Raw genomic sequence first — 26,977 nt, 5'->3', positions numbered from 1 at the left:
GCATTTTAATAGCTGCCTTATGATATTTTATCCCAGTTTAGACCCGCATTTTGAGCCTGGAAGGCAAGGTTTAGGATCTGGTTTTCGGGTGCGGCCAGTTGAGGGTCTTTCTCGAAAATTTCGATAACGCAGTCGCGGGCTTGCTGCAGTATTTCCTGATCGGTGGTAAGGTCGGCAACCTTAAGGTCTAACACACCGCTTTGCTGGGTGCCCTCGATGTTACCGGGGCCGCGCAGTTGCATATCTATCTCAGCTATTTCGAAGCCGTTATTGGTCTTAACCATGGTATTTAAACGGATGCGGCCATCGTTGCTTAGCTTCTCGTTACTCATCAAGATACAAAACGACTGTTCGGCGCCGCGGCCAACACGGCCGCGTAACTGGTGCAATTGCGAGAGGCCAAAACGCTCGGCATTTTCAATGATCATAACGGAGGCGTTGGGTACATTTACACCAACCTCTATCACTGTAGTTGCTACCATTATTTGCGTTTTGCCTTTTACAAAGCGTTCCATTTCAAAATTCTTTCCGGCGGGTTTAAGTTTGCCGTGTACTATGCTGATGCGGTAATCAGGTAATGGAAATTCCCGTGTCATGATCTCGACGCCGCTCTCGAGGTTCTTAAGGTCGAGTTTTTCGCTTTCCTTTATAAGCGGATATACCACATACACCTGGCGGCCTTTGGCAATCTCTTCTTTCATGAAACCGAACATTCGCAGGCGTTGCGCCTCGTAAAAATGTACGGTTTTGATGGGCTTGCGGCCGGCCGGCAGTTCGTCAATTACAGATATATCAAGATCGCCGTACATGGTCATAGCCAGGGTACGGGGGATTGGGGTAGCCGTCATCACCAGGATATGCGGGGGAACGATGTTCTTGCGCCAAAGCTTAGCGCGTTGTTCAACACCAAAGCGGTGCTGCTCGTCAATAACCACCATGCCCAGATTTTTGTATTGCACTTTATCCTCTATAAGCGCATGCGTACCTATCAGGATGTTAAGTGAGCCATTTTCCAGTTTTTCGTGGATACCCTTTCGGGCTTTGGTAGGCACCGATCCGGTGAGCAGGGCGACTTCAATAAAGCCATCGCCTACCAGGGCCTTTATAGTTTGGTAATGCTGATTGGCCAAAATTTCGGTAGGTGCCATAATACAGGTTTGGAAACCGTTATCAATGGCTATCAACATACTCATTAGTGCCACCACCGTTTTGCCGCTGCCCACGTCACCCTGGAGCAAACGGTTCATTTGCACACCGCGCTGGGTATCGGTACGGATCTCTTTTAGCACCCGCTTCTGCGGATTGGTTAGCTCGAAAGGTAATTTATCGTGGTAAAAGTCATTAAAGTAGTGGCCAACTTTATTGAAGATGTTCCCTTTAAACTTTTGCGTGCGCATCAGTTTATTCTTTAGCAGTTTTAGTTGCAGAAAGAATAATTCTTCAAACTTCAATCTGTATTGTGCCTCCTTTAACTGGTTGGCATCATTAGGGAAATGGATGTTGCGGTAACTCTCCTGCCTGCCTGCCAGTTTAAAACGGTTAAGGATATAAGCAGGTAAATTCTCGTGGATGTCTTTTGCAGTTTGCTCAAGCAGGGCCGCAATTAGTTTTTGAAGGCCTTTGCTATCCAAGCTAAACTGCTTCAACTTTTCGGTAGAGTTGTAAGCAGGCTGAAGGGTTAAGTTACCCTTTTGTATCGGTGCGCCGGGCAAATAAGGGTCCATCTCCGGATGAGCCATTTGGGCTTTATGATTAAAAAAGCCGGGCTTGCCAAATATCACATACACCTTGCCTGGCACCAGCATCTTCTCGGCCCATTTAATCCCCTGAAACCATACCAGTTCTATTGTGCCGGTATCGTCATTGGCCTGCACTACTAAACGTTTGGTGCGCTTTTCGCCAATAAGTTCTTTTTTGTTTACTCGTGCAAGTACCTGCACATAGGGCATATCGGGTTGGATATCCTTTATTTTATAAAATCGCGTACGGTCAATATATTTATAAGGGATGTGCCGTAACAGGTCTTCAAAATTGTTTATCTGCAATTCCTTTTTAAGCACATCCGCACGGGCTATGCCTACACCTTTTAAATACTCAATGGGTGTTTGAAAATGCTGACTGTTCAATTTTTATATAGATCAGGGCTTTAAAGCAATTACAGAGATCTCTACATTGACACCTTTTGGCAACGCAGATACTTGTACCGTTTCCCGCGCCGGGAAATCAGTTGTAAAGTACGACGCATACACTTCGTTAACCTGCCCGAAGCTTTGCATATCAGTTAAAAAGATGGTGGTTTTTATGATGCTGTCAAATCCGATACCAGCCTCTGTCAATATCGCTTTAAGGTTTTTCATTACCATGATAGCTTCATCGCTAATACCGGTTGTTACTATCTCGCCTGTTTTTGGGTTGGCTGGGATCTGGCCGGATACAAACAGTAAACCTTTTGCGGCAACAGCCTGGCTATATGGGCCAATTGGCGCCGGGGCATTATTGGTGTTGATGATTGTTTTCATGATGGTGTTATGTTGAGGTATTACTTTTTCAGAATAAACCACTGGATAAGTTTCCAGGTGATGCCGGCCACAAACATACAAATGGCAATAGCATTTATAATATGCATAACCTTTAGGTTAAAGCTGGTTGGCCTGTTTGGGTCCTTTTTTCTAAAGAAGTACATAACACAAATTTAATAAAAAAAAAGAAAGCCCTCCGAGTTATTCGGAGGGCTTCTTAAATAATATTTTATTTAGATATTATCTTTGTTTGAAGGCAACACGACGGTTAGCAACACGTCCTTCTTCAGTTGAGTTATCAGCAATCGGGTTAGTTTCACCGTAACCTTTAACTTTTAATTTTGATGCAGCAACACCAGAGTTAACTAAGTAAGTTTTTACAGAGTTAGCACGGTCACGTGATAATGATATGTTGTGAGCAGCAGTACCTTCAGATGAAGCGTAACCATCGATCTCAACAGTTTTACCAGATGAACGTAAGTCAGCTGAAGTAGCATCTAATACTGGGTAAGACGAAGTTCTTAATACTGAGCTATCAAATTCAAACTGGATGTTTGAGTAAGCAGTACCAGTAGAAGCCATTGCAGTTGAATCAGCTTTAGGGAATACGATAACGCAACCAGAACCGTCAACAACGCTACCAGCAGGAGTGTTAGGGCATTTGTCAAATTGATCAGATACACCGTCACCATCAGAATCTTTCTTAAGATCAGTAACTGCGTTTTCAACGTTGGTTACACGGCCTTTAAGAGCTTCAACTTCCTGACGTAAAGCAGCATCGTACAATTCGTCGTACATCATAGCTACCGGGTTAACCCATTCTAAGCTCGGTTTTGATTTTGAACCTAAAGTGAATTCTAAACCACCGTAACCGTAAGAGTAACGATCTTTTGTGTTTACACCGTTAGTAACACCATCAAAGTTACCACCATCGATAAAGTTAATTGTGTAACCCAAGTTTAAAGCAACAACATCGCTTAAACGGAATTTAACACCAGCACCAACCGGGATAACCAATTCTTTAACGTATTTGTCTGTACCAACGTTACCACCAGTTGCACCGTTTTTATAATCAAACGGAGTACCAGTTACAGGGTAGTTACCGGTTGGGTTGTACATAGCTAAACCAGCACCTGCATTTAAGAAGAAGTTAACAGAGTTTTTACGACGGATAAAGTCGATAGTTGCAACGTTAACAACACCACTTAAAGTAGCTTGATAAAATTTAGTAGTGTAATTACCAACAGATGCGCCATTGTCGCCAGATACTTTACCACCGCGTACATCTAATTGTAAGCCGAAGTTGTGACCCAATTGATCCCTTACCGAGATACCGTAACCTAACTCAAGCGCTTTGTTTGAGAAGTTATTCATTCTTCCGCCGATCGCAAGAGCTGGTGAAGTAACACCGGCGTTCAAGCCAATGCTCCAGGTTTTGTACTGACCTCTGCCGCCAAATACCTTAGCGGTAGACATGGTTGATGACATTGTTGTGTCTGCCATAGTTGTGGTCATAGTTTTAGTGCTGTCTGTTTGTGCACTTACCATACCAGCAACCAGCAGAGAAGCAAATGACAATGCTACTGATTTCTTTAATGTAGAGTAATTCATAGTTTTAAGATTAAACGATTTATTTGTGATTTTTTTCAAAATTAGTAATTATGTTTGAAACAAATACCAATTTTTATTCCAAAATTCACAATATCTACTACAAACTGTAGTAATGTTTGTTTTTTTTTAATTTAATATTTTATTGTTCATGAAATATCTACCTGTTAACGAACAGTTATTTACAAATAATAGAAAAAATTTCGTTTCGCGAATTAAATCCAATTCTATTGCCATTTTTCACTCCAATGACGAATACCCGAGAAATGGCGACCAAAACTTCATTTTTAAGCAAAATCCCGATTTTTTTTACCTTACGGGGATAGATCAGGAGCAAAGTATATTGGTTTTATACCCTGATTGTCCTAATCAGCAATACAGAGAAGTACTTTTTTTAAGACAAACCAGCGAACATATTGCAGTTTGGGAAGGACACAAGTACACTAAGGAGGAAGCGCGCAAAACATCGGGAATCCAAAACATATATTGGCTGCAAGAATATGATACTGTGTTGCATAGTATCATAAACTACGCAGATAATATATATATCAATACTAATGAGAACGATAGATATGCGCACACTGTACCTTACCGCGATTTTCGAATGCTGGAGACACTGCGCCAAAAGTACCCCTTGCACCATTACGAAAGGTCGGCACCTACACTGCGTGATCTGCGTGTTGTAAAGTCGGAAATTGAGGTTGCACTCACCCAAAAAGCATGTGATATTACCAAAGACGCTTTTATCCGCGTACTAAAATTTGTACAACCCGGTGTGGCCGAGTATGAAATAGAGGCCGAGATAACCCACGAATTTTTAAAACAGCGCGCAACAGGCCATGCTTACAGCCCAATTATAGCATCTGGTAAAAACGCTATTGTGCTACATTATATAGATAACAACCAGGTTTGTAATGATGGTGATGTGATATTATTTGACTGGGCTGCAGAGTATGCCAACTACAATGCGGATATGAGCCGTTCTATCCCGGTTAACGGCCGCTTTACTAAACGCCAGCGGCAGGTATATGATGCTGTGCTGCGCGTTTTCCGTGCTGCAAGTAAAATGATCGTTGCCGGTACGGTTTGGAACGAGTACCACGACGAGGTGGGCAAAATAATGACAGGCGAACTGATTGTCCTTGGCTTACTTTCGAAACACGATGTGGATAAGCAAGACGCTAAAGCGCCTTTATATAAAAAATATTTTATGCACGGTACATCGCACCACCTGGGTTTAGATGTACACGATTTTGCCAGTCGTTACAAACCATTCGAGGTTGGCAATATCCTAACCTGCGAGCCGGGTATCTACATCCCCGAAGAAGGTTTAGGCATCCGTTTAGAAAACAACATTTTGATCACCAAGGATGGTAACCGCGACCTGATGGCACATATCCCTATTGAAGCAGAAGAGATTGAAGAGTTGATGAACTCATAAAGAGTATTAAGACGGTAAGAATAAGAGTCAACACAACAAGAAAGCCCTTTAATATATTAAAGGGCTTTCTTGTTTAGGTCTAAATGTCCTGAGTGTTATTTTGAGTATTCTTCTGCAAACCGATATAGATTAAAATCGCCCTCTTTTGCGGCTTCGGAAATGTCTTGCTGTAGCTTTTGTTTATTAATCCCCACCATTTTATTTTGTTGGATAATATTGTAGACCTTTTGGGTAAGCAGCAGTTGGCGGCGAGTGTTTTTTGTTTTATGGTTTGATAGTATAAAATCGGTTATGGCATCTATCCCGTCGTTTTTGGATGCCACGGTTTTAAAAATGGGCAGCTTACCATCCTTGCTTTGCTGCAATATCTTTTTAAGGTTGTTGATGAAGAGGTCGGCGCCATCCCTATCAGCTTTGTTGATGATAAAGGCATCAGCAATTTCCATCAACCCCGATTTAATGTTCTGAATCTCATCGCCGCCCTCAGGTACCAGCATCACAAAGGTTAGGTCTGCAAGGCCGGCAACCTCCACTTCTGATTGCCCTACGCCAACGGTTTCTACTATGATATGATCGAAGCCCGATGCGCGTAATACATCCGTCATTTCGATGGTCTTGGCAGACAAGCCACCAAGCGAACCACGCGTAGCCAGCGAGCGGATAAAAACATCCGGGTGGTTAAAATGCGATGCCATGCGGATGCGGTCGCCGAGTAGTGAGCCAAAATTGAAAGGTGAGGTAGGGTCGATTGCCAGTACGGCCACCTTTTTACCCTGCTGCACCAGGTTATTAATAATGGCATTAACCAACGTACTTTTTCCGGCGCCCGGCGGGCCGGTAATACCTATAATAGGTGTATGTATATTAAAGGTAAGGCTCTTTAAAAGCTGGGCGCTGCCGGCAAGGCTGTTTTCCACAATAGTCAACGCCCGCGCTACCGATCTAAAATCGGTGCAGGTAGGGGTTATATTTGGTGTGGATACGGGCATGTTTCAAAGAAACAAAAATACGTGATATTTAATCAAGCCATAATAATATAAATGGGCAAGCTTAGATAATTATATTTGCAGCGAACATAATTATGTATAGTTTAAAATCTTCATTGGTAATATCAACCTATAATTGGCCAGCAGCACTTGAACTTTGTCTGAAAAGCGTTTTGTTGCAAACAAAAATGCCAAACGAGATCATTATAGCCGATGATGGCTCTGGCGATGAAACACGGCAATTGGTAAACGATTATAAAAAATTATCTCCGGTACCAATTTTACATGTATGGCATACCGATGAGGGCTTTCAAAAAACCATTATTTTAAACAAGGCTATTAAACAAAGTACAGCACCATACATTGTTCAGATTGATGGCGACGTGATATTGGAGAAACATTTTATCGCTGATCATTTAAGGTCGGCACAACCTAAAGCCTTTATAAGGGGCACACGCGCTATGCTTACGCCTCAAAAAACACAGGAACTATTAAATAATAAAAGTATTAATATATCCGTATTTACTGCCGGGCTTAAACACCGTAACAATGCACTACGGTTATATGCGTTAAGGTTTTTGGGCGCACGGACTAAGATGTCTTCAAATAGCGTACGTGGCAGCAACATGTCTTTTTGGAAAGAAGATTTTATTAATATAAATGGTTACGATAATAGTATTAAAGGTTGGGGGCACGAAGATGAAGAACTGGCCGCCCGCTTTATTAATATAGGTGTAATTAAAAAAATCGTTAAACTTTGTGCCGTGCAGTATCATTTGTATCACCCTGTTTCGGGCAAAAGCAATGAGCCCAAGCAACGCGAACTTGTTGAGCAGGTTAAGCATGACAAAATTAAACAAACCCCAAACGGCTACCGCCAGATTATTTAATGCAAAGCAAGGTAAAAATATCGTTAAATATATCAACCTATAATTGGCCGGCGGCTTTACACTTATGCCTGTTAAGTGTGAAGGCACAAAGGGTTTTGCCGGATGAGGTTGTTATTACCGATGATGGATCAAAAGAGGAGACCCGGTTATTGATCGAATCTTTTCAGCAGGATTTCGCTGTTCCTATAAAACATGTTTGGCAACCCGACGAAGGTTTTCAACTGGCCCGGATCAGGAACAAAGGCATAGCTGCATCATCAGGCGATTATATTATACAAATTGATGGCGACCTGATCTTACATCCCATGTTCGTTGCTGATCATATAGCTTTTAGCGAAGCCGGTACTTTTACCGGCGGGAGCAGAGTTTTGTTGGATAAGGCTTATTCGGCTGTATTGCTCAAATCAAACCGTATTAAAATAAATTTTTATAACAACGGCGTTAAAAATAAATTGAACGGTATCCGCTCGCGAACGCTTACAAAATTCTTGTCAAACTCATATAAGGTAAATGATATCTACTATTTGCGCGGTTGTAATATGGCTTTTTGGCGTACGGATCTTATTAAGGTTAATGGTTATAATGAAGCATTGGTTAACTGGGGAAGGGAGGACAATGAAATAGCCATTCGCTTGGTTAATAGTGGCGTAACAAAGCGGTCACTGAAATTTGGCGGCATAGTTTATCACCTTTATCATCAGGAAAACAATAAAACAGGGTTTGATACAAATAATGACCTGCTAAAGCAAACTATAGAAGCGAAAAGCACCTTTTGTATTAAAGGGTTAGATCAATATTGATAAATGGCATAGCATATTGCCAATAAATAAAAAACCAGCTTAATTATCTTATTGGTATTAAGAGAAAAATGGCTCTTTTTTGTCCGCCCATCAAAGTGAAAACGCTCGCCTAAACCGGCAAGCCTAAATCTGAGCAGGGTTTCAAATAAAACACCAGCCTCGCTATTTAAGCGTAACGCCATAACATATAAAGCTACAAGGGGTATAAAACCCTGCTTGTTTTTTACAGCTATTCTTAAGCTTACAAGATACTCTAAAGCAATTGTTAATAGTATAAATTGAGGAAATAGCCGCAGGTATCTATTTTGAGGATCTATGACCATCGCAATCCCCAATATCAGCAGGGCCACAAACAAGGTTTCAACCGTATTTAAAAAACTATATGAGCTGTACCGCGGGTTGCGTTCTGGTAAATGGCTTATGCCTTTACCATATCTGTAGAATCGCTTAAAATCTGGCTGGCCATTATTCCACCAGGGGTGGGTAACATCGGCACTATTGATGCATTTGTAATTTTTGAAGTTGTGCAGTTCGCGTATGCGGATAAAAAACTCTACGTCTTCGCCGCCACCAGTTTTGGGGTATATGTCAGAGAAGCGCACATTGCCCACTGCTTTACGGCTTACCATAAAATTGGCGGTTACGCCCCAAGCAAAAGATTGCTTGTGTTTAGCAATGGCAAACATACTCATAGACCCATTGGCGTTAACAGCGTGTGCAAACGGCGTTGATATGTCAGGCAAATTAACCACGCCAATAAAGCCAATTTCGTTAGGGTTTTGTAGAGCGGCATCACTATAGGCAAACAGCAGATCGGGCAAAACTTCGATATCATCATCTAAGAATAGGATCCAGTCGCCCTGGCCTGCCTCTATACCAATATTGCGGGTAACTGAAGCGCCTTCGTTAACCTTGTTTATAGTCAAAAATATTTTCTCATTATCAACAAGTTGCATGATAGATTGATGCGGTACAACAGCGGGGTTATCTGCTACTAAATAAAATTTAACTATAGCATTTGCGGGCGTTTGCAAGTTTAATATGGGCAACAGTGTGACCGCGTTTAGCCTGAAAGAAGGTATTACAACATCTATAGCAACCACTCTGATTTTTTTTGGGCAAAAATAAACTAATTTAATAATTTTACAGTTTTATTGTAAGATGATACAAGGCGGTAGCAAACATTTGAATGGTACAAGCAGCTACAACCCGGTGGTAAGTATAGTTATAGCAACATATAATGCCGCAAAGGTTTTAGAAGGCGCCATCAAATCCATTACAGCGCATGCGCCGCAAAATACTGAACTTATTATTATTGATGGCAATAGTACCGATGGTACTATTGACCTTTTACAGCAATACGATGAGCACATCACACTATGGCAAAGTGAGCCTGATAATGGCATCTATTATGCTTTAAATAAGGGTGCAGGTCTTTTTAAGGGCAAATGGGTGTATTTTATGGGTGCCGATGACAGGCTGCTGCCTGGCTTTGGTAAAATGACCTCGCTGCTCCGAAAGCCTGATACGCTATATTACGGCGATGTTGAAACAGATGGACCCTTGTTTTTAGGCGAATTTACCGAGTACCGGCTCGCTAAATTTTGCATAAACCATCAAACCATATTTTACCCTGCAAAGGTTTTTAAAAAGTACAGTTACAATACAAGGTACAAAGTACTGGCAGATTACGAACTCAATATTGCTTGCTGGGGTAATAAAAACTTTAAGAAACAATACTGGCCTATACAAGTAGCTTTTTACAGTACCAAAGGTTATTCTTCAGTAGCAACCGATGATTTGTTCCAGGAGGATAAGTTATCTCTCATTAAAGAAAATATGAGTTGGTTTACCTACCTGCGGTTTTTGTTGAAAAGACTAAAAGAGAAACGTAAACCAGATGGGGTTTTCCGGGCGGTAAACCCTTAATTAATGGCCAAATGCAATTCACCTGCTTATAAATAACAGTTACTTGAAAATACTATTCGATCATCAATATTTCTCTACTCAAAAGTATGGCGGCATTACCCGCTATTTCGCAGGATTAAACGAGGGGCTCAATAAAAGGCCCGGCATAAAAAGCACTATCGCCGCCCTCTATTCAGAAAATGCTTACCTGCCAAAGGGATTGTTGCCCCTAAATAATGTAATTGGGCGGAAGATATTTAACGGTCACACCAACCGCTTGTTCCGCTGGAATAAACGCTACGCTAACTATCTAATTAAACAGGGTAATTATGATATTTTCCATCCAACCTATTACGACACCTATTTTTTAGACATCGTAAGAACGCCATTCGTAATTACGGTACACGATATGATCCACGAAGCGCTCCCACATTTTTTCCCCGATGCGACAGAAGTAATCGCCAGGAAAAAGCAGCTAATAGAACAGGCAGGAACGATTATCGCTATTTCTGCATACACCAAACAGCAGATCATCAATTATTATCCGCAGGTTGAAGGTAAAATTAAGGTTGTGCACCACGGATATATCCTAAACCAAACATCGGCAAGCGCGTTGATCCTGCCTGCCAAATATATCTTGTTTGTTGGCGACCGCGCCTTTTATAAAAACTTTGCAACCTTTATTAAATGTATAGGCAGTTTATTACAACACGATAAAAGCCTGCATCTGATATGTGCAGGTGGTGGCCTTTTTACTCAGGAAGAAAAATTAATAGTAACAGACTTTAACATTTCTGCACAATGCCGGCAGCTAACTGTAACCGATGCGCAGCTAAAACAATTGTACATCCAGGCAACAGTTTTCGCTTTCCCGTCTTACCAGGAAGGCTTTGGCTTACCGTTGCTGGAGGCCTTTGCCAATGATTGCCCGGTGGTATGCAGCAACGCAACCTGTTTCCCCGAAATAGCCGGCGATGCCGCCTTATACTTCGACCCAATGGATGGAACTTCCATAAAACAGGCGGTAGCCAAGGTTTTAAATGACGATGATATCCGCCGGGTGCTCATCACAAAAGGCAAGCAACGGTTGCAAAGCTTTACATTTGATAGCTGCGTTGATAATACCATACAGGTTTACAAGGCGTTAATAAAAAGCATTTAACTATACATAACCAAATTTGTATAATTTTGCATCTTAACTTTTTAAATGAAAACGTATTTCCGTTTATTATCATTTGCAAAACCGATTGAGAAATTTGCAATACCCTATATCCTTACTACACTTTTCGCTGTAATATTTAGCACGTTAAACCTGGCTTTGGTGGCGCCGTTGTTAACCACGCTGTTTGCCAATAACCAGGTGCATACATTTTTACCATTAGGGCCGAAGCCTGCGTTTATAGATATCATGGCAACCTTTAATTATTACGTGCGCTATGCTATTAATAATTATGGTACCGGCGGGGCGTTAAAATTTGTTTGTGGTACTATTGTTATATCGGCTTTGCTGGGGAACTTTTTCCGTTACCTGTCGCAGCGCATTATGGAAAATTTACGAGTGTATACCCTTTTAAACCTTCGCCGTACCGTATTTAATAATGTAATGAACCTGCACCTCGGGTTTTTTAGCAACGAGCGCAAGGGGGATATCATCTCTAAAATAGCATCAGATGTTCAGGTGGTTCAATATTCGGTAACCGGTACGCTACAAGTTGTTTTCAAAGAGCCGCTAACGTTGGTTACTTTCCTGGTGATGCTTTTCCTGATCTCGCCAAGCCTTACTTTATATTCATTTTTGATCATCCCCTTTTCGGCATTTATTATAGCACGGATCGTAAAACGGTTAAAGCAACAGGCTGTAGCCTCGCAACAAACCTATGGTAACATGATCAGCTACCTGGATGAGGCGCTTTCGGGTATCAGGATCATTAAAGCTTTTAACGCCACATCGTTCATAAAAAACAGGTTCGATAACGAGAATAAGAAGTACTCGGATATCACCAAAGCTATGGCGCGCAGGCAGCAACTGGCATCGCCCGTATCCGAGTTTTTAGGCATATGTATGGTTGCGGGCATCGTATTATACGGCGGTAATTTGGTGTTGAATAAAGACACTGCTTTAAAACCTGCCGAGTTTATCGCATTCATCGTTTTGTTTTCGCAGATACTGAGGCCGGCAAAAGCCATCTCAGATTCGTTCAGTAACATCCACCAGGGGATAGCCGCCGGCGAACGTGTGCTAAGCCTAATAGACGAAAAACCTGCCATTTTTGATTCCCCTGATGCATCAACTATAAAAGATTTTAACAATGCTATCCGCTTCGAGGATGTATCGTTTGCTTATCAGGAAAAGGCAGTATTATCAAATGTAGACCTTGTTGTGCCTAAAGGTAAAACCATAGCATTGGTTGGCCCGTCTGGTGGTGGTAAATCTACCATGATGGATCTTATTCCCCGCTTTATGGACCCCCAAAGTGGACGCATCACTGTTGATGGGCAGGATATTAAAGGCGTAACGGCGGATTCGCTGCGCGGATTAATGGGTGTTGTAAACCAGGATTCTGTTTTATTTAACGATACCATCTATAATAACATCGCTTTTGGCAAACCAAATGCCGCCCAGGCAGATATTGAGGCAGCTGCCAGAATTGCCAATGCGCATAACTTTATCTTAGAAACCGATAACGGGTACGAAACCAACGTGGGCGACCGCGGTACAAAGCTATCGGGCGGGCAACGCCAGCGGATCTGTATAGCCCGTGCGGTGTTAAACAACCCGCCAATAATGTTGTTGGACGAGGCCACGTCAGCCCTTGATACCGAATCTGAAAAACTGGTGCAGGATGCATTGAACAACCTGATGAAGAACCGTACATCACTCATCATTGCCCACCGTTTAAGCACTATCCAAAACGCGGATCTGATAGTGGTACTGGAAAACGGCAAGTTGATTGAACAAGGCAACCACCAGGACCTGATCAACAAAAACGGCTTGTACCGTAAGTTAATAGATATGCAAACCTTTAACGAAGGATAAACCGAATGACGGGGACAAAAGAAAAAGTTGCCATATTAATACCCTTTTATAAAGATAGTATTACCGAATACGAAATACTTGCCTTAAAACAGAGCCAAAAAATTTTGGGCGATTTTCCTATAATTGCTATAAAACCCAACTGGCTCCAACTGACGGATGAGGTTAAGGAATACCTGACAGACATCATCTCGTTCGACGATCAATTTTTTGCCAACGTGCCCGGTTATAACGCTTTAATGACTGATAGTGCGTTTTATAAAACGTTTTTAAATTACGAGTATATACTCATCTATCAGTTGGATGCTTTTGTATTTAAAAACACACTTAATTACTGGTGCAGCCGGGGTTACGATTATGTTGGTGCCCCATGGATGAATTATCACGATTATCCCGACGTTATAAAGACGGCAAAATCCAACTTAAAAAAATGGTTTTACACCCGTTTTAATATTTTAAAGGATGGCCTTCCATCCCCTTTGCAATTTGAGAATAGGGTAGGTAATGGAGGCTTTTCGTTAAGGCGCGTAGATAAATTTTATAAAGCTTGCCTGAAAATGAAGGAGGAAATAGCGTATTATAATACCCGCCACGAATACCAATTTGGCGAGGATGTTTTTTGGAGTGTTGAAGTAAACCGCAAAGGTGAATTTTTAAAGATACCATCCTATAAAATTGCAGTCGGGTTTTCTTTAGAGCAATCGCCAGAGCGGGGCATGCGAATTTTAAAAGGGGAGTTACCATTTGGCTGCCATGCTTGGGATAGGGATTTGCCTTTCTGGCGGCCTGTATTTAAAACACTTGGATATGACATCTAACCCTGATCAATAATAAATATGTACATATCTATATAGGCACTATTGGAAATTCAAAGGGTTAATTATTCAGTATTAAGAGTAAAAATTTAGTTTGTAGAAACTAATGAAGCAGTCTATTTTTTAGTAGCTTCATTTAATTATAAACCAAATCACTACATATGAAAATCAAAAATCTTTTAATCGCAATTCTTGCGTGTTTTATTTTATTTACAATTAATTCATGTAAAAAAGATCAAGCTAACTTATCTGTAAGTTCTAATTTAAAACTCTCTGATTCTGTTTTCGACTATATTAAATCATTAGGCTATCGCGATTCGGAAATTTTTGATGCCGGCGAATATTATATAGTCGATGACGATATCCTATTTTCAAAAAAAACTGAAGTTCAAGGAAGGCCTTCTGCCAAGTCAAAAATGAAAACAAATCAATATGACGGGGCCGGTATTTTATAATTATTAAGTAAACAAAAAACGGCCTGCTTAACAGGCCGTTTTTTGTTTACTTAAATTTATGTTATTTTAAGCGACTCTAATGCAAATATCAACATATGCAATATGGATAATTTGAATACTCCAATTTTTCAAACAGCATTTCCTACACTATTTATTGTATTTAACAGACCGGATACTACAGAGCGGGTATTTGCAAAGATTCGCGAAGCAAAGCCACCCCGGTTATATATTGCTGCAGATGGCCCAAGGGAGCAACGGCCCGGTGAAGATCTTTTATGTGAACAAACCCGTGCAATTGCATCTAAAGTAGATTGGCCCTGCGAAGTGAAGACGCTGTTTCGTGATACAAACCTGGGATGCAAAAATGCGGTATCATCTGCTATAGATTGGTTTTTTGCTCATGAAGAAGAGGGTATCATATTAGAAGACGACTGCCTGCCAAATAATGATTTTTTCAGATACTGCGATGTAATGCTGGAGCGTTATCGCCATGATACCCGCATACGGCACATTGGTGGTGCTAATTTGCAATATGGCAAAAAATGGGGCGATGCAAGTTATTACTATTCTAACATGACCCATGTATGGGGTTGGGCCGGTTGGCGCAGGGTTTGGAATGATTATGATAAAGAACTGGGCCGCTACCAGGTTGCCGATGTGCGGGCTAAACTGGAAACTATTTTTGATGACCGCTTTGCCGTTGATACCTGGTTTGAAACCTTTGTTAAAGTGAAAGCGGGCGAGATAGATACCTGGGATTACCAGTATGCTTTTCTTAACTTTTTTAATAACAGCCTTTCGGTAATACCTAACTATAATCTTATTAGTAATATTGGGTTTGGCGAAAACTCTACCCATACCCTTGATGCTAATAACCCTAATGCCAATGTGCCTTTGCAAGACTTGGGTGAAATAACGCACCCCCTATATGTATTATCCCAAAAAAAAGCCGACTACTTTACCCTTAACCAGGATTTTAACCTCGATTACAGGTGGAGGCGTTACAACAAAACCAAGCGCAAACTTAAACGCTGGGTACAAAACCTGTTCAAATAGAAAAGCCACCCACCCAACCGGGCGAATGGCTTAAATTACGTTAATAGTAAATTCTACTTAATTAAACTTAAAGCCTAAGCCCAACGAGAATACCTGGTTGCGATAATCTGGCGCGCCGCTGTTAGAGTAATTTTTATCAAGGTCGATAGCGTAACGGCCCCTTAACTCTACATTACGGTTAAGGTTGATACCCACACCAATAACACCCGATATGTAGCTTTTATCGCCACGGTAGTTATACTCTGATTCTGAGATGGTGTTAAAGCCATCGTCGTAAGTATTACGGGTTGATGTGATGAACGTTAACTGCGGGCCAATTACAAAATTAAAGCCCGGCACCAAACGGAATTTAGCTAATAAAGGGATATCAACATAATTGGTGCGCTGCTTAAATGTACCGTCGATAGTTTCGGCTTTATAACCTTTCTGCGAAAACAAAATTTCTGGCGCGAAAGATAGCGGGTAGGCGATTGGTACCTCAAACGTTAAACCCGCGTGCCAGCCTGCAATGGTGCTAGTGCTAAAATCAGAGTTGTAAGCATCAATGGTGTTAGAAAAGTTTACACCACCCGCAATACCAACCTTCGGCACGTAAAAATCATCGCCACCACGCCTGTTGTATCGTTCCTGCACGGGGGCGGGGCGCCTTACTACGCGTCGTGGGTAACGCCTGTCATAACGTTGCGCGCTTACTGATCCGGCAACGGCAATAAGGCAAACTGCCATTAGAAGAAATTTTTTCATCGGTTCTATTTTTTTAATTGTTGTCGAATATTATCGGCATTATCCCATAATATTTCCTGATTGTTAATTTTTATAACCTATAGAGTGAAATTCTGCGCCAAGGTTTATTCGTATATCTCATATAATATCTTTACCGGGTAAAACAATTAGCCGTAATTGAGATTTAAGCTACATTTGGATAACAATGAAACAGAAAAATTACATAACCTGCTGCCTCGTTTTAATATTTAGCCTGCTTAGCCAAGCTGGTTCCGCTCAAAACAAAAGCTTTATCGCCACCATAACCGAACAAAACCGCTGGGTAGATTCGGTGTACAAAAAGCTGAGCCGTAAGGAGCGCATAGGTCAGTTGTTTTATGTGAGGGCGCATACCAATAAAGGAAAAGCCTACGAAGATTCTGTCGCTAACATCATTCGCGATGAGCATGTTGGTGGCCTGGTGTTTTTTCAGGGAGGGCCGGTAAGGCATGCCAACCTGATCAATCTTTATCAAAAGCAATCGAGAGTGCCATTGCTGATAGCGATGGATGGCGAGTGGGGTTTGGGCATGCGCCTGGATTCATCCGTATCGTACCCATACCAGATGACGCTTGGCGCTATCCAGGATAATACCCTCATTTACAAAATGGGGCAGATGGTGGCTTATGATTTTAAACGGTTGGGCATGCATATCAATTTTGCGCCCGATATGGATGTCAATAATAACCCCAACAACCCGGTGATCAATTACCGCTCGTTTGGCGATAATAAATATAACGTAGCTAAAAAAGGAATCGCCTATTTTACAGGCATGCAAGATGCAGGTGTTATCGTATTCGCCAAGCATTTCCCCGGCCACGGCGATACTAATGTAGATTCGCACCTTGCTCTGCCGCAATTGCCATTTACAAAAGGGCGTTTAGATTCTTTAGAAGAATACCCGTTTAAGCAAGCCATAGAGGCTGGTATAAGCGGTGTGATGATTGCCCACATGAATATTCCCGCGCTGGATAGTACCAAGAATCTGCCGTCAACCTTATCCCGCCCAATAGTAACCGGTGTGCTTAAAGATTCTTTGCGGTTTAAAGGGATCGTAGCATCTGATGCGATGGAAATGCAAGGCGTTGTAAAAAATTTCCCTAACGGTGAGGCCGATGTAAGGGCATTTTTGGCAGGGAACGATCTGTTAGAACTATCTGTCAACTCAAAAAACGGGGCTAAACTTATTTTAAAAGCTATCAAAAAAAAGAAGATAAGCAAAGAAGAGTTTGAAGCAAAGATCAAGAAACTACTTGCTGCCAAATACTGGGCAGGTTTAAATTATTACAAACCAGTATCGCCGGCTACCATCCCGCAGGATATAAACCGCCCTGCTGCTGCCGAACTGATCCAGCAACTGGCGGATGCGTCGGTAACGGTAATAAAGGGCGATAGCCGCAGCATAAGGCAAGATCCTTTACGGAAAACCGCTATCATCAGTATTGGGTTAGATAAGCCGACGGTTTTTCAGATGGAGCTATCAAAATGGTATGCCAACAGTATGATCTTCCACGTAGATAAAAATATGGGAGTGCCCGAAATGAACCGCATGCTGCAAGTGTTAAAGCAATACCCGCAGGTTTTTGTAAGTATCCATGATACGCGCACGCGCCCGGCCAGTAAACTCGATTACAGCAATAACGTAAAGCTGTTGATATCTGAACTGGCCGCTAAACCAAATGTAGTGATGAGCCTTTTTGCAAACCCCTATACTATTGCCGGTTTGCCGGGCATCGAAAAAAGCGCGGGGATCTTGGTTGGTTACCAAAAAGATGATGCTATGCAACGCTCTGCAGTAAAAGTAATAACAGGGTTAATGAAACCCGCGGGTAAACTACCGGTAAGCATCAACACGTTTTTCCCTACCGGGACGGGAGTAAGCTTTTAATTGCTGGCTAAGGCTTTTTTGAAGGTAGTATCGTTAGCATTAAGCACTCGGTAGTAAGCATTGTTGCCCCATTTAAAACGGGCCGCGTTGGCTTTTACCAGCGTTTTGATAGTTTCTTTAGACTGCTGCAGATCTGTAGGCTTAACATACTTGATGGTTTGCGATGCATAGCCAATAAAATTTTTCAAACCCTCGTCGCTAAGGTTATATTGCTCAATAAAGTTATCGGCGGTTGGGTACTTCGACATCATTGGTTGCAGCCTGTCAATAATATAAGCGGTAAAAAGTTGGTTCTGCGCAAGCTGGTCTACCAGTTGCGTGTTTTGCGCGGTATCTGCAGGTACAAAAACATCGGGCATAATCCCACCCCTGCTAAACACCTTGCGGCCTTTGGTAGTGTGGTAGGCTGATGCGCCAATGAACGCGCTATCGCTTAAGTTGCTCCCGGCATTCAAAAATTCACCTTTGCGCATACGGTTAAGCAGTTCGGCACGGTAACTTGCCACACCATTTGCATACGATTTTTGGATCGATCTGCCCGACGGTGTATAATACCTTGCAACAGTTAAGTTAATAGCGGTACCATCCCCAAACGGGAATTGTTGCTGTACCAAACCTTTCCCAAAAGAGCGGCGGCCAACTATGGTTGCCCTATCCAGGTCTTGCAATGCACCCGCCAGTATTTCACTTGCAGATGCGGAGTACTCATCGATAATAACCGTTAGGCCGCCATTTTCGTAACTGCCCGAGTCGGTTGCAAAATAATCTGTACGTGGTTCGTGGCTGCCTTTGGTGTAAACTATCAGTTTGCCTTTTGGTAAAAATTCATCGGCCATACTGGTAGCAGTATTTAGGTAACCACCGCCATTGCCGCGCAGGTCAAGCACCAGTTTCTGCATGCCATCGGCCTTTAATTTTTTAAGTGCATCCCTAAAATCATCGTCGGTGGTTGATGCAAATTTGCTTATTTTAACATAGCCCGCGTTGCCCACGTTATAGGCGGCATCAAGGCTGCTCAGGCTAACACGGTCGCGTTTTATAGGAAAATCTTTTATGGTTTTAGCTCCATCACGGCTAATGCCCAGGCTTATCTGCGTGTCCTTTTCGCCCCTAAAAGTTTTGCTGATGCGCTGTACATCCAGTTTAGTGCCCGAGAAAAGTTTGCCATCTACGTTTATCACCCGGTCGCCAACAATAACACCTGCTTTGGCGGCGGGGCCACCGGTATTAACCTGGGTAATTACAAGGGTATCGCGCAGCAATTGGTATTCTAAACCGATGCCGTTAAAACCACCTTCTAAGCGTTCGTTGATAGAACGTGCTTGTTGCGCGGGCAAATAAACCGAATGTGGGTCGAGGTTTTGCAGCATTTCATTAACGGTAACACCCTCGATGCTGTCGGTATTTACCGAATCCACATACTTTTCATTTACAAGGGAGAGTACCCGGGAAATTTTATCGGGACCGGAACCAATGCCGAGTTTGAGGCCTACATTATCGCTGTCTGTAAGAACAATGCCGATACCTATTCCTATCAAAATTAAGATGATCGTCCTGAAAATTATTCCCGCAGTTCTTTTCATGTGTAAATAGCCATTGCAAATCTAATAAATAGCAGCTATTGCTTATAATTTATATCACCTTCGTTGCTTTGATGTTTTTTATTCAATTTTGTTAAAAATAAATTTAACTCCCTCTCCGAAGGAGAGGGTTGGGGATAGGCTAAAATGGAAAGAAGTACCGAAAAAGATTCTAAATACAACGGCCTGGAAAACATGCCGCTGATGGAACTTTTACAGAACATCAATAACGAAGATAAAACGGTCCCTTTGGCGGTAGAAAAAGCCTTGCCGCAAATTGAGGCGTTGGCAAAGATCACTACCGACCGCATGCGCAACGGTGGCCGCCTGTTTTACATAGGCGCCGGCACCAGCGGCAGGTTGGGCGTGGTTGATGCATCAGAGTGCCCGCCAACTTTTGGTGTCCCGTTTGATTGGGTGGTAGGCATAATAGCCGGTGGCGATACAGCCATCCGCAAAGCGGTAGAATTTGCTGAGGATAACACTACACAAGCGTGGAAAGACTTACAGGAATTTGATATAAACGAGGGCGATGTGGTGGTAGGTATTGCAGCATCTGGCACTACACCTTATGTTATTGGCGGCTTAAAAACGGCTAACGAGCATGGCATTGCCACGGGCTGCATTGTTTGTAATGCGGGCAGCCCGGTAGCAGCGACAGCCCAATACCCGGTAGAAGTAGTTACCGGCCCTGAGTTTGTAACGGGCAGCACCCGCATGAAGGCAGGCACCGCGCAAAAACTGGTATTAAATATGCTAAGCACAAGCGTAATGATACAACTGGGCAGGGTAAAAGGTAATAAAATGGTAGATATGCAGTTATCAAATGATAAGCTGATACAACGCGGCACCAACATGGTAATGGCTGAAACCGGCCTGTCAGAAAACGAAGCCGCCGCTCTTTTAAAACAGCACGGTAGTGTACGTAAAGCCGTTGATGCTTTCGAAAAATAAATAAAATGAAGTTATTGCAATTACTAATCGCCTCGTTGTTATTTGTTATTGCCGGTTGTTCGCAACCTAAAGCGCATAAGGAAACAAAAGTCTACGCTGAATTTAATAAAGCTGATAAGATGGATGAGGTAGAGTTTTGGAAAATTATAGATTATTCTTACGAGAGCTCAGCGGGAGATTTAGAAATGCAGTCAAATGTTATTATCAAAGGACTTTCGCAGTATACACCTTCGGAGATTATTGAGTTTGAAGTGATATTTACAAAAAAACTTATTGAAGCAAATGACTACAAAATAATTGCCATTAATCATATTGTTGATAGCCCTGTATCTGACGATGGGTTTTTATATTTTCGTTGTTGGCTAATTAGCTTAGGCCGAAAAAACTTTGAACAAACGATAAAAAAACCGGACTATTTAGCTCACGTGATACAAAAAGGAGTAGTTCCTGATTTTGAAAGTATGCTTTATATTTCTACTTCGGCGTATAAAAATAAAACAGGAAAGCAAGTTGAGGATGCCACATTTCCACGAGAAGTTGCTTTCCGTAGAGGACTTAATTACGAAACCGGCGGGGCGAAGATTACAGGTAAAGATTGGAAAGAAGAAGATTTACCAAAGTTATATCCAAAGCTTTGGGCTAAGTTTAACTAAGTATAAATGCACGAAATAGAACCATATTACCGCTGGCGGGATGACTATGTAGCATCAGAGGATGAGTTTTCGCCCTTTTACGCTACGCAGTATAGCGAGTTTGAGTTTGATAAGCAGGTATATAACTATTTGCTACACCCGCAGTGGGATTCATTTGGGTCTAACACGTTGTACTTAAAAGTATTGTATGTGGATTACGACCGCGGCTACAGCATCATAGAATTTATTGGCGAGTGGAACGACGCCATCAATAATGATATTATGCTGATGAAGCGCGAGATCATCGAGCTGATGATTGACCAGGGCATTACTCAATTTATCCTGATAGGCGAGAATGTGCTGAACTTCCATTTTTCTGATGACAGCTACTACGAGGAATGGTTCCAGGAGGTAGAAGATGGCTGGATAGCCGGCATCAATTTTCAGGAGCATGTTATCCGCGAGTTTAAAAGCGCCAATATAGATTACTACATCAACTTTGGCGGCCAACTTGACGAGCTTAACTGGCGTGCCTTAAAGCCCGTGCAGGTGTTTAAGCTGGTAGAAGAACAGTTAACCAAAAGGCTCAACTAATTTCATCAGATTGTAAGCTTTATAAAAGCCGCAACTTTATACGCATTAAAGCGTTTTTACTATATTCGTACAAATAATTTCTAAAAAATAAATGGAAACTAAAACCCAAGATTACGTTTACGAGAATGTAAGTTATGTAGAAAACCCAGACGCGTCCCGAAGGTTTATTGCGAATGTGTTTGTGTGGATGTTTGCCGCGCTTGCCATATCTGCAGCCTGCGCGTATTTCTTTGCCAATACAAAAGAGTTATCGGCTCTTATCCGTAACCCGGAAACCGGTGCTAACAATATATGGGGAACAGTAGTTATGTTGTCTCCTCTAATCATTGTGTTTCTTTTTAGGCCGTTGTTAGCCAAAATAAGCATTGTGGGCGTTGGCTTAATGTTCGTTGTATTTTCGGCTTTGATGGGTATCAGCCTTAGTTCTATATTTTACGCTTATCCGCCGCAATTGATTGCAAGCGCGTTTATAACATCGTCAATTGTATTTGGTGTTATGGCGGTTGGCGGTTACATCACCCACCAGGATTTGACTAAATTCGGCTCTATCCTTATCATGCTTTTAATAGGCGGTGTCGTGGCAACGGTGTTAAATGTACTTATATTTCATAGCGGAGGTTTTGACCTGATCATTAGCTATATTATGGTTGCCGTGTTTGTAGGGCTAACCGCTTATGACGTGCAAAAGCTAAAGCGCATTGGTGCCGGTATAGAGTATGGCGATGCCTCAGGCAAAAAAATGGCCGTTATGGGCGCTTTAACACTTTACCTTGATTTTATAAATCTTTTTCTCGCATTGCTTCGCGTATTTGGCGGTAACAGGAGATAGTTAGATATCTAATACAATTGAAGCCGTTTGCTGATAAAGCAAGCGGCTTTTTTGGTTTAAGAGTTTACTCACCCGGTCATTGCTTCGCTCGACCACCCTCTCTTCGCTACGCGAAAAGAGGGATGAAAATAAGCATCCCCTCTTTGCGCAGCAGAGAGGGGGCAGGGGGTGAGTTATCATTTGCACTTTACAACATTATTATTCATCTTTGTAACGCTTATGGAGAAAGACGGAGGGATTAGACCCTGCGATGTCTTAGCAACCTGTTACTTAACAAGGTGCTACATTCTACTCCGGTTAAAAGAATAACCGGGGACAGATAAGTGAAAGTCAATTTAACACCCGACTTTTCGAAATAAGTTTTTTAGTATCAGGTAATTAGTATCACGTATCAAGACTTTTCTTGTGCTGGTTATTATGCTCATGTATCGAAATTTCGGTACTTGATACCTGATAGTCGCTACTTGATACCAACAAATGGATATTAGAAAAGAATTACAAAAGCGCATACTGGTTATTGACGGGGCAATGGGCACCATGATACAGCGTTACGAACTTGCCGAGGAGGATTTCCGCGGCGAGCGTTTCCGCGATCATGCCTCCGACCTTAAAGGCAATAACGACCTGCTGAATATTACCCGCCCGGATGTGATCAAAGCCATCCATGCCGAGTATTTGGACGCGGGTGCTGATATCATCGAAACCAATACTTTCAGTACACAAAAGATCTCGCTTGCCGATTACCACCTCGAAGAACTTGACTACGAATTAAGCTACGAAGGTGCCCGCATAGCCCGCGAAGTGGCTGACGAGTATACCAAAAAAGACCCGTCGAAACCGCGTTTCGTAGCAGGAGCTGTTGGTCCTACAAACCGTACCGCATCTTTATCGCCCGATGTAAACGACCCGGGTTACCGCGCTGTTACTTTTGACGACCTTGCCGAAGCTTATTATGAGCAGGTGCGTGGTTTGGTAGATGGTGGATCGGACGTGTTACTTGTCGAAACCATATTTGATACCCTGAATGCTAAAGCGGCGCTGTTCGCTATCGACAGGTATAAAAAAGAATGTAAAGAGGCGGGTAAAGATTATCTTGCTTTCCGCGATACAGGCGGCATCATGATCTCGGGTACCATTACCGATGCGTCAGGCCGTACCCTTTCGGGCCAAACAGTAGAGGCTTTCTGGAATTCTATCAGTCATGCTAATTTGCTGTCTGTAGGGTTGAACTGTGCTTTGGGTGCAAAAGAAATGAGGCCCCATTTAGAAGAACTTTCTGCTAAGGCGGGTGTGTTTATCTCGGCGTACCCTAATGCTGGTTTGCCAAACGAATTTGGCGCTTACGATGAAACCCCGCATGAAACCGCCCACCAGGTTGATGATTTTATCAAGGCCGGGTTGGTAAACATAGTGGGTGGTTGTTGCGGCACCACGCCCGATCACATTAAATGTATTGCCGATAAGGCTGCTAAATATTCCCCGCGGTTACTTCCCGAAATTGAGCCCTATTTGCGTTTAAGCGGACTGGAAGCCGTAACCCTTACCCCCGAAACAAACTTTGTAAACATAGGTGAGCGTACCAATATCACCGGGTCGCCAAAATTTTCCAAACTTATCCTGGCCGAAGATTACGAGGCTGCTCTTGCTGTTGCCCTGCAACAGGTAGAAGGTGGCGCGCAGGTGATCGACATTAACATGGATGAGGGGATGATAGACTCTGAAGCGGTGATGGTTAAATTCCTGAACCTGGTTGCCAGCGAACCCGATATTGCCAAACTGCCCATCATGATCGATTCCTCTAAATGGACGGTTATTGAGGCAGGTTTAAAATGTTTACAGGGGAAAGGTATCGTAAACTCTATTTCATTAAAAGAGGGCGAGGAGAGTTTCAAAGAATATGCCCGTAAGATCTTGAGCTATGGCGCAGCAGCCGTTGTAATGGCCTTTGATGAAACCGGCCAGGCAGATTCATTAGCACGCCGTAAAGAGATTTGCGGCCGCTCGTATAAGATCCTGGTTGAAGAAGTCGGCTTCCCGCCCCAGGATATCATCTTCGACCCGAATATATTGACCGTTGCCACCGGTTTGGAAGAGCACAATAATTACGCGGTAGATTTTATTGAGGCTACCCGCTGGATAAAACAAAACCTGCCATACGCTAAAGTGAGCGGCGGGGTGAGTAATATTTCGTTCTCGTTCCGCGGTAACAACGTGGTGCGCGAGGCGATGCACTCTGCATTTCTGTACCATGCCATAAAGGCCGGGTTGGATATGGGTATCGTAAACGCCGGGATGCTGGAGGTTTACCAGGAGATCCCTAAAGACCTGTTGGAACTGGTTGAAGACGTGCTATTAAACCGCCGGGACGATGCCACCGAACGTCTGGTCGAATTTGCCGATACTATCAAAAGTAAGGGTAAAGAGATAGTGCGTGATGAAGAGTGGCGCAAGAACCCGGTAGAGCAACGCCTGTCGAACGCCCTTGTAAAAGGCATCATTGAGTACCTGGACGATGACGTGGAAGAAGCCCGCCAAAAATTTGCCAAACCCTTAGAGGTTATCGAAGGCCCCCTAATGGATGGCATGAATGTAGTTGGCGACCTTTTTGGCGCGGGTAAAATGTTTTTGCCGCAGGTGGTAAAATCGGCCCGTGTAATGAAAAAGGCCGTTGCTTATTTGCTGCCATTCATCGAACTGGAGAAACAACGTGTGATAGATGCCGGTGAAGATAGCAGCGGCAGTCGCGCCAATGCGGGCAAGGTTTTAATGGCCACCGTAAAAGGTGATGTACACGATATTGGCAAGAACATAGTTGGTGTGGTGCTGGCCTGTAACAACTTCGAGGTAATAGATCTTGGGGTGATGGTGCCTGCCCAGCGAATTATAGAAGAAGCAAAAAAACAGGAAGTAGATATCATCGGCTTGAGTGGTTTGATCACCCCGTCGCTTGATGAGATGGTGCATTTTGCCAAGGAGATGGAACGCCAGGGCTTTACTATCCCGCTAATTATTGGTGGGGCTACCACGTCGCGCATCCATGCGGCGGTAAAAGTGGCGCCGCATTATTCGGGTGCTGCCATCCACGTACTGGATGCATCACGCAGTGTAACCGTTTGCAGCAGCCTGATGAACCGCGACACCCGCGACGGCTACATCCAAAACATTAAAGACGAATATACCAAAGCCCGCGAAGCGCATGCCAACAAAAAAAACGACAAGCGTTTTGTAAGCATCGAACAAGCCCGCGGACAAAAGTTCCAGATAGATTTGAAAACGGTAGCACCGGCGCCATCATTTTTAGGCACTAAAGTTTTTGACGCTTATCCGTTAGAAGAATTAGTACCGTATATCGACTGGACACCTTTCTTCCATACATGGGAGTTGCGCGGCAGCTACCCCAAAATATTTGCCGATAAGTTTGTAGGCGACGAAGCCAAGAAACTTTTTGATGATGCGCAGGCATTAATGAAACGTATTGTAGATAATAAGCTATTGCGTGCAAGCGGCGTTATCGGTTTTTGGCCGGCTAATAGCGTGGGCGATGATATCGAATTATATACCGACGAAACCCGCCAACACTTACTTACCCGCATCCACACGCTGCGCCAGCAGAACGAAAAGGTGAAAGGCGAACCATATTATGCCCTGTCGGATTTTGTGGCACCAAAAGAGAGCGGCGTTGCCGATTACTTTGGAGGCTTTGCCGTAACTACAGGTATTGGTTGCGATGAACTGGTTGCCGAATTTGAGGCCGACCATGACGATTACAACAGCATTATGACCAAAGCCATCGCCGACCGCTTTGCCGAGGCCTTCGCCGAAAAAATGCACGAACTGGTACGTAAAGAACATTGGGGTTATTCCAAAGATGAGCAGTTAGCTACCGACGAACTTATCAAGGAAGAATACCAGGGCATTCGCCCGGCACCGGGTTACCCCGCCTGCCCGGATCATACCGAGAAAACCACCTTGTTTGAGATATTAAGTGCCGAAGAAAACGCCCACATGCACCTTACCGAAAGCCTCGCCATGACACCGGCAGCAGCAGTAAGCGGCTTTTACTTCGCGCATCCGCAGGCAAGGTATTTTGGTTTGAATAAGATAAGTAAAGACCAAGTGGAGGATTATTCTGAAAGGAAAAATTTATCTGTGGAAACGGTTGAGCGTTGGTTGGGGCCGAACTTGAACTATTAGGGAAGTATCAAGTAGTTAGTATCAAGTATAAA

General features: G+C 43.0%; 23 protein-coding genes and 1 riboswitch. Of the genes, 15 read left to right on the top strand and 8 right to left on the bottom strand.

What is annotated here, in order from left to right:
* Positions 1-17: 17 nt before the first annotated feature.
* From recG to ABIB39_RS00770, 4 genes are all read right to left on the bottom strand, one after another.
* Positions 18-2,126, bottom strand: a complete 2,109-nt coding sequence (recG, locus tag ABIB39_RS00785) for an ATP-dependent DNA helicase RecG (RefSeq protein ID WP_354426687.1) — start codon at positions 2,124-2,126, stop codon at positions 18-20.
* A gap of 12 nt (positions 2,127-2,138) precedes the next feature.
* A complete protein-coding gene (locus tag ABIB39_RS00780; RefSeq protein WP_354426686.1) occupies positions 2,139-2,519 on the bottom strand; it encodes a RidA family protein in 381 nt (126 codons plus the stop codon).
* A 20-nt stretch (positions 2,520-2,539) separates the two neighbouring features.
* Positions 2,540-2,683 (bottom strand): DUF6728 family protein, encoded by a 144-nt coding sequence (locus ABIB39_RS00775; RefSeq protein ID WP_354426685.1) that lies wholly within the window; start codon positions 2,681-2,683, stop codon positions 2,540-2,542.
* A 76-nt stretch (positions 2,684-2,759) separates the two neighbouring features.
* The gene (locus ABIB39_RS00770; RefSeq protein ID WP_502916136.1) at positions 2,760-4,022 is read right to left on the bottom strand and encodes an OmpA family protein; all 1,263 of its coding nucleotides are present in this window, start codon (positions 4,020-4,022) and stop codon (positions 2,760-2,762) included.
* Between the two features lie 256 nt (positions 4,023-4,278).
* Between ABIB39_RS00770 and ABIB39_RS00765 the strand changes: the two genes are divergently transcribed.
* Entirely contained in the window at positions 4,279-5,568 is a 1,290-nt protein-coding gene (locus ABIB39_RS00765) for an aminopeptidase P family protein (protein ID WP_354426684.1), read from the top strand.
* A 95-nt stretch (positions 5,569-5,663) separates the two neighbouring features.
* Here the strand turns inward: ABIB39_RS00765 and meaB are convergent, their stop codons facing one another.
* A complete protein-coding gene (meaB, locus tag ABIB39_RS00760; protein WP_354426683.1) occupies positions 5,664-6,557 on the bottom strand; it encodes a methylmalonyl Co-A mutase-associated GTPase MeaB in 894 nt (297 codons plus the stop codon).
* 92 nt (positions 6,558-6,649) lie between these two features.
* Here meaB and ABIB39_RS00755 point away from each other — a divergent pair, with 92 nt between their 5' ends.
* Together ABIB39_RS00755 and ABIB39_RS00750 are read left to right on the top strand one after the other, a co-directional pair.
* Positions 6,650-7,444: a glycosyltransferase family 2 protein gene (locus ABIB39_RS00755; RefSeq protein ID WP_354426682.1), complete on the top strand. Its 795-nt coding sequence runs from the start codon at positions 6,650-6,652 to the stop codon at positions 7,442-7,444.
* Positions 7,444-8,244 carry a glycosyltransferase family 2 protein gene (locus tag ABIB39_RS00750; protein ID WP_354426681.1) on the top strand — a complete coding sequence of 267 codons (801 nt, stop codon included), beginning with the start codon at positions 7,444-7,446 and terminating at the stop codon, positions 8,242-8,244. The genes ABIB39_RS00755 and ABIB39_RS00750 overlap by 1 nt, the downstream gene beginning before the upstream one ends.
* On the opposite strand, the gene ABIB39_RS00745 is transcribed toward ABIB39_RS00750, so the two are convergent.
* The gene (locus ABIB39_RS00745) at positions 8,235-9,347 is read right to left on the bottom strand and encodes a glycosyltransferase family 2 protein (RefSeq protein WP_354426680.1); all 1,113 of its coding nucleotides are present in this window, start codon (positions 9,345-9,347) and stop codon (positions 8,235-8,237) included. The two genes, ABIB39_RS00750 and ABIB39_RS00745, sit on opposite strands and share 10 nt — an antisense overlap.
* A 58-nt stretch (positions 9,348-9,405) precedes the next feature.
* Between ABIB39_RS00745 and ABIB39_RS00740 the strand changes: the two genes are divergently transcribed.
* The 6 genes from ABIB39_RS00740 (at position 9,406) to ABIB39_RS00715 (ending at position 15,512) form a co-directional block, all read left to right on the top strand.
* A complete protein-coding gene (locus tag ABIB39_RS00740) occupies positions 9,406-10,173 on the top strand; it encodes a glycosyltransferase family 2 protein (RefSeq protein WP_354426679.1) in 768 nt (255 codons plus the stop codon).
* A 43-nt stretch (positions 10,174-10,216) separates the two neighbouring features.
* The gene (locus ABIB39_RS00735; protein ID WP_354426678.1) at positions 10,217-11,314 is read left to right on the top strand and encodes a glycosyltransferase family 4 protein; all 1,098 of its coding nucleotides are present in this window, start codon (positions 10,217-10,219) and stop codon (positions 11,312-11,314) included.
* 45 nt (positions 11,315-11,359) lie between these two features.
* Positions 11,360-13,189, top strand: a complete 1,830-nt coding sequence (locus tag ABIB39_RS00730; protein ID WP_354426677.1) for an ABC transporter ATP-binding protein — start codon at positions 11,360-11,362, stop codon at positions 13,187-13,189.
* 5 nt (positions 13,190-13,194) lie between these two features.
* On the top strand, positions 13,195-14,004 hold the full coding sequence (locus ABIB39_RS00725) for a DUF5672 family protein (protein WP_354426676.1): 810 nt from the start codon (positions 13,195-13,197) through the stop codon (positions 14,002-14,004).
* Between the two features lie 158 nt (positions 14,005-14,162).
* Entirely contained in the window at positions 14,163-14,456 is a 294-nt protein-coding gene (locus ABIB39_RS00720) for a hypothetical protein (RefSeq protein ID WP_354426675.1), read from the top strand.
* 102 nt (positions 14,457-14,558) lie between these two features.
* Positions 14,559-15,512, top strand: a complete 954-nt coding sequence (locus tag ABIB39_RS00715) for a nucleotide-diphospho-sugar transferase (protein WP_354426674.1) — start codon at positions 14,559-14,561, stop codon at positions 15,510-15,512.
* A gap of 57 nt (positions 15,513-15,569) precedes the next feature.
* On the opposite strand, the gene ABIB39_RS00710 is transcribed toward ABIB39_RS00715, so the two are convergent.
* Positions 15,570-16,256, bottom strand: coding sequence for a porin family protein (locus ABIB39_RS00710; RefSeq protein WP_354426673.1), 687 nt, complete (start codon positions 16,254-16,256; stop codon positions 15,570-15,572).
* A 184-nt stretch (positions 16,257-16,440) separates the two neighbouring features.
* Between ABIB39_RS00710 and ABIB39_RS00705 the strand changes: the two genes are divergently transcribed.
* Complete coding sequence (locus ABIB39_RS00705; RefSeq protein WP_354426672.1) at positions 16,441-18,162, top strand: glycoside hydrolase family 3 protein; 1,722 nt, start codon at positions 16,441-16,443, stop codon at positions 18,160-18,162.
* Here the strand turns inward: ABIB39_RS00705 and ABIB39_RS00700 are convergent.
* Positions 18,159-19,745 carry a S41 family peptidase gene (locus ABIB39_RS00700; RefSeq protein ID WP_354426671.1) on the bottom strand — a complete coding sequence of 529 codons (1,587 nt, stop codon included), beginning with the start codon at positions 19,743-19,745 and terminating at the stop codon, positions 18,159-18,161. The genes ABIB39_RS00705 and ABIB39_RS00700 overlap by 4 nt on opposite strands.
* A 144-nt stretch (positions 19,746-19,889) precedes the next feature.
* Between ABIB39_RS00700 and murQ the strand changes: the two genes are divergently transcribed.
* The 5 genes from murQ to metH all read left to right on the top strand — a co-directional run bounded on the left by murQ (position 19,890) and on the right by metH (position 26,945).
* Positions 19,890-20,696 (top strand): N-acetylmuramic acid 6-phosphate etherase, encoded by an 807-nt coding sequence (gene murQ, locus ABIB39_RS00695; RefSeq protein WP_354426670.1) that lies wholly within the window; start codon positions 19,890-19,892, stop codon positions 20,694-20,696.
* 5 nt (positions 20,697-20,701) lie between these two features.
* Entirely contained in the window at positions 20,702-21,349 is a 648-nt protein-coding gene (locus tag ABIB39_RS00690; RefSeq protein ID WP_354426669.1) for a DUF4240 domain-containing protein, read from the top strand.
* Between the two features lie 6 nt (positions 21,350-21,355).
* Positions 21,356-21,922, top strand: a complete 567-nt coding sequence (locus ABIB39_RS00685; RefSeq protein WP_354426668.1) for a hypothetical protein — start codon at positions 21,356-21,358, stop codon at positions 21,920-21,922.
* Positions 21,923-22,013: 91 nt separating this feature from the next.
* Entirely contained in the window at positions 22,014-22,751 is a 738-nt protein-coding gene (locus tag ABIB39_RS00680) for a Bax inhibitor-1/YccA family protein (RefSeq protein WP_354426667.1), read from the top strand.
* Between the two features lie 214 nt (positions 22,752-22,965).
* A riboswitch (SAM riboswitch) is annotated at positions 22,966-23,077 on the top strand.
* 151 nt (positions 23,078-23,228) lie between these two features.
* Complete coding sequence (gene metH, locus ABIB39_RS00675) at positions 23,229-26,945, top strand: methionine synthase (protein ID WP_354426666.1); 3,717 nt, start codon at positions 23,229-23,231, stop codon at positions 26,943-26,945.
* Positions 26,946-26,977: the final 32 nt, after the last annotated feature.

Origin of the sequence: Mucilaginibacter sp. UYP27 (genome assembly GCF_040547175.1) — a bacterium.
In the GTDB taxonomy this organism is placed as follows: Bacteria; Bacteroidota; Bacteroidia; order Sphingobacteriales; family Sphingobacteriaceae; genus Mucilaginibacter.
This window is presented reverse-complemented; position numbering and strand designations above follow the sequence as displayed.

Bases quoted from the DNA above. Each gene is read 5' to 3' on its own strand.
- ABIB39_RS00755 (WP_354426682.1), top strand. From the start codon at position 6,650: ATGTATAGTTTAAAATCTTCATTGGTAATATCAACCTATAATTGGCCA.
- ABIB39_RS00685 (WP_354426668.1), top strand. From the start codon at position 21,356: ATGCACGAAATAGAACCATATTACCGCTGGCGGGATGACTATGTAGCA.
- ABIB39_RS00750 (WP_354426681.1), top strand. From the start codon at position 7,444: ATGCAAAGCAAGGTAAAAATATCGTTAAATATATCAACCTATAATTGG.
- ABIB39_RS00775 (WP_354426685.1), bottom strand. From the start codon at position 2,683: ATGTACTTCTTTAGAAAAAAGGACCCAAACAGGCCAACCAGCTTTAAC.
- ABIB39_RS00765 (WP_354426684.1), top strand. From the start codon at position 4,279: ATGAAATATCTACCTGTTAACGAACAGTTATTTACAAATAATAGAAAA.
- ABIB39_RS00700 (WP_354426671.1), bottom strand. From the start codon at position 19,745: ATGAAAAGAACTGCGGGAATAATTTTCAGGACGATCATCTTAATTTTG.
- metH (WP_354426666.1), top strand. From the start codon at position 23,229: ATGGATATTAGAAAAGAATTACAAAAGCGCATACTGGTTATTGACGGG.
- ABIB39_RS00780 (WP_354426686.1), bottom strand. From the start codon at position 2,519: ATGAAAACAATCATCAACACCAATAATGCCCCGGCGCCAATTGGCCCA.
- ABIB39_RS00710 (WP_354426673.1), bottom strand. From the start codon at position 16,256: ATGAAAAAATTTCTTCTAATGGCAGTTTGCCTTATTGCCGTTGCCGGA.
- ABIB39_RS00770 (WP_502916136.1), bottom strand. From the start codon at position 4,022: ATGGCAGACACAACAATGTCATCAACCATGTCTACCGCTAAGGTATTT.
- ABIB39_RS00705 (WP_354426672.1), top strand. From the start codon at position 16,441: ATGAAACAGAAAAATTACATAACCTGCTGCCTCGTTTTAATATTTAGC.
- ABIB39_RS00730 (WP_354426677.1), top strand. From the start codon at position 11,360: ATGAAAACGTATTTCCGTTTATTATCATTTGCAAAACCGATTGAGAAA.
- murQ (WP_354426670.1), top strand. From the start codon at position 19,890: ATGGAAAGAAGTACCGAAAAAGATTCTAAATACAACGGCCTGGAAAAC.
- meaB (WP_354426683.1), bottom strand. From the start codon at position 6,557: ATGCCCGTATCCACACCAAATATAACCCCTACCTGCACCGATTTTAGA.
- ABIB39_RS00715 (WP_354426674.1), top strand. From the start codon at position 14,559: ATGGATAATTTGAATACTCCAATTTTTCAAACAGCATTTCCTACACTA.
- ABIB39_RS00720 (WP_354426675.1), top strand. From the start codon at position 14,163: ATGAAAATCAAAAATCTTTTAATCGCAATTCTTGCGTGTTTTATTTTA.
- ABIB39_RS00740 (WP_354426679.1), top strand. From the start codon at position 9,406: ATGATACAAGGCGGTAGCAAACATTTGAATGGTACAAGCAGCTACAAC.
- ABIB39_RS00725 (WP_354426676.1), top strand. From the start codon at position 13,195: ATGACGGGGACAAAAGAAAAAGTTGCCATATTAATACCCTTTTATAAA.
- ABIB39_RS00680 (WP_354426667.1), top strand. From the start codon at position 22,014: ATGGAAACTAAAACCCAAGATTACGTTTACGAGAATGTAAGTTATGTA.
- ABIB39_RS00690 (WP_354426669.1), top strand. From the start codon at position 20,702: ATGAAGTTATTGCAATTACTAATCGCCTCGTTGTTATTTGTTATTGCC.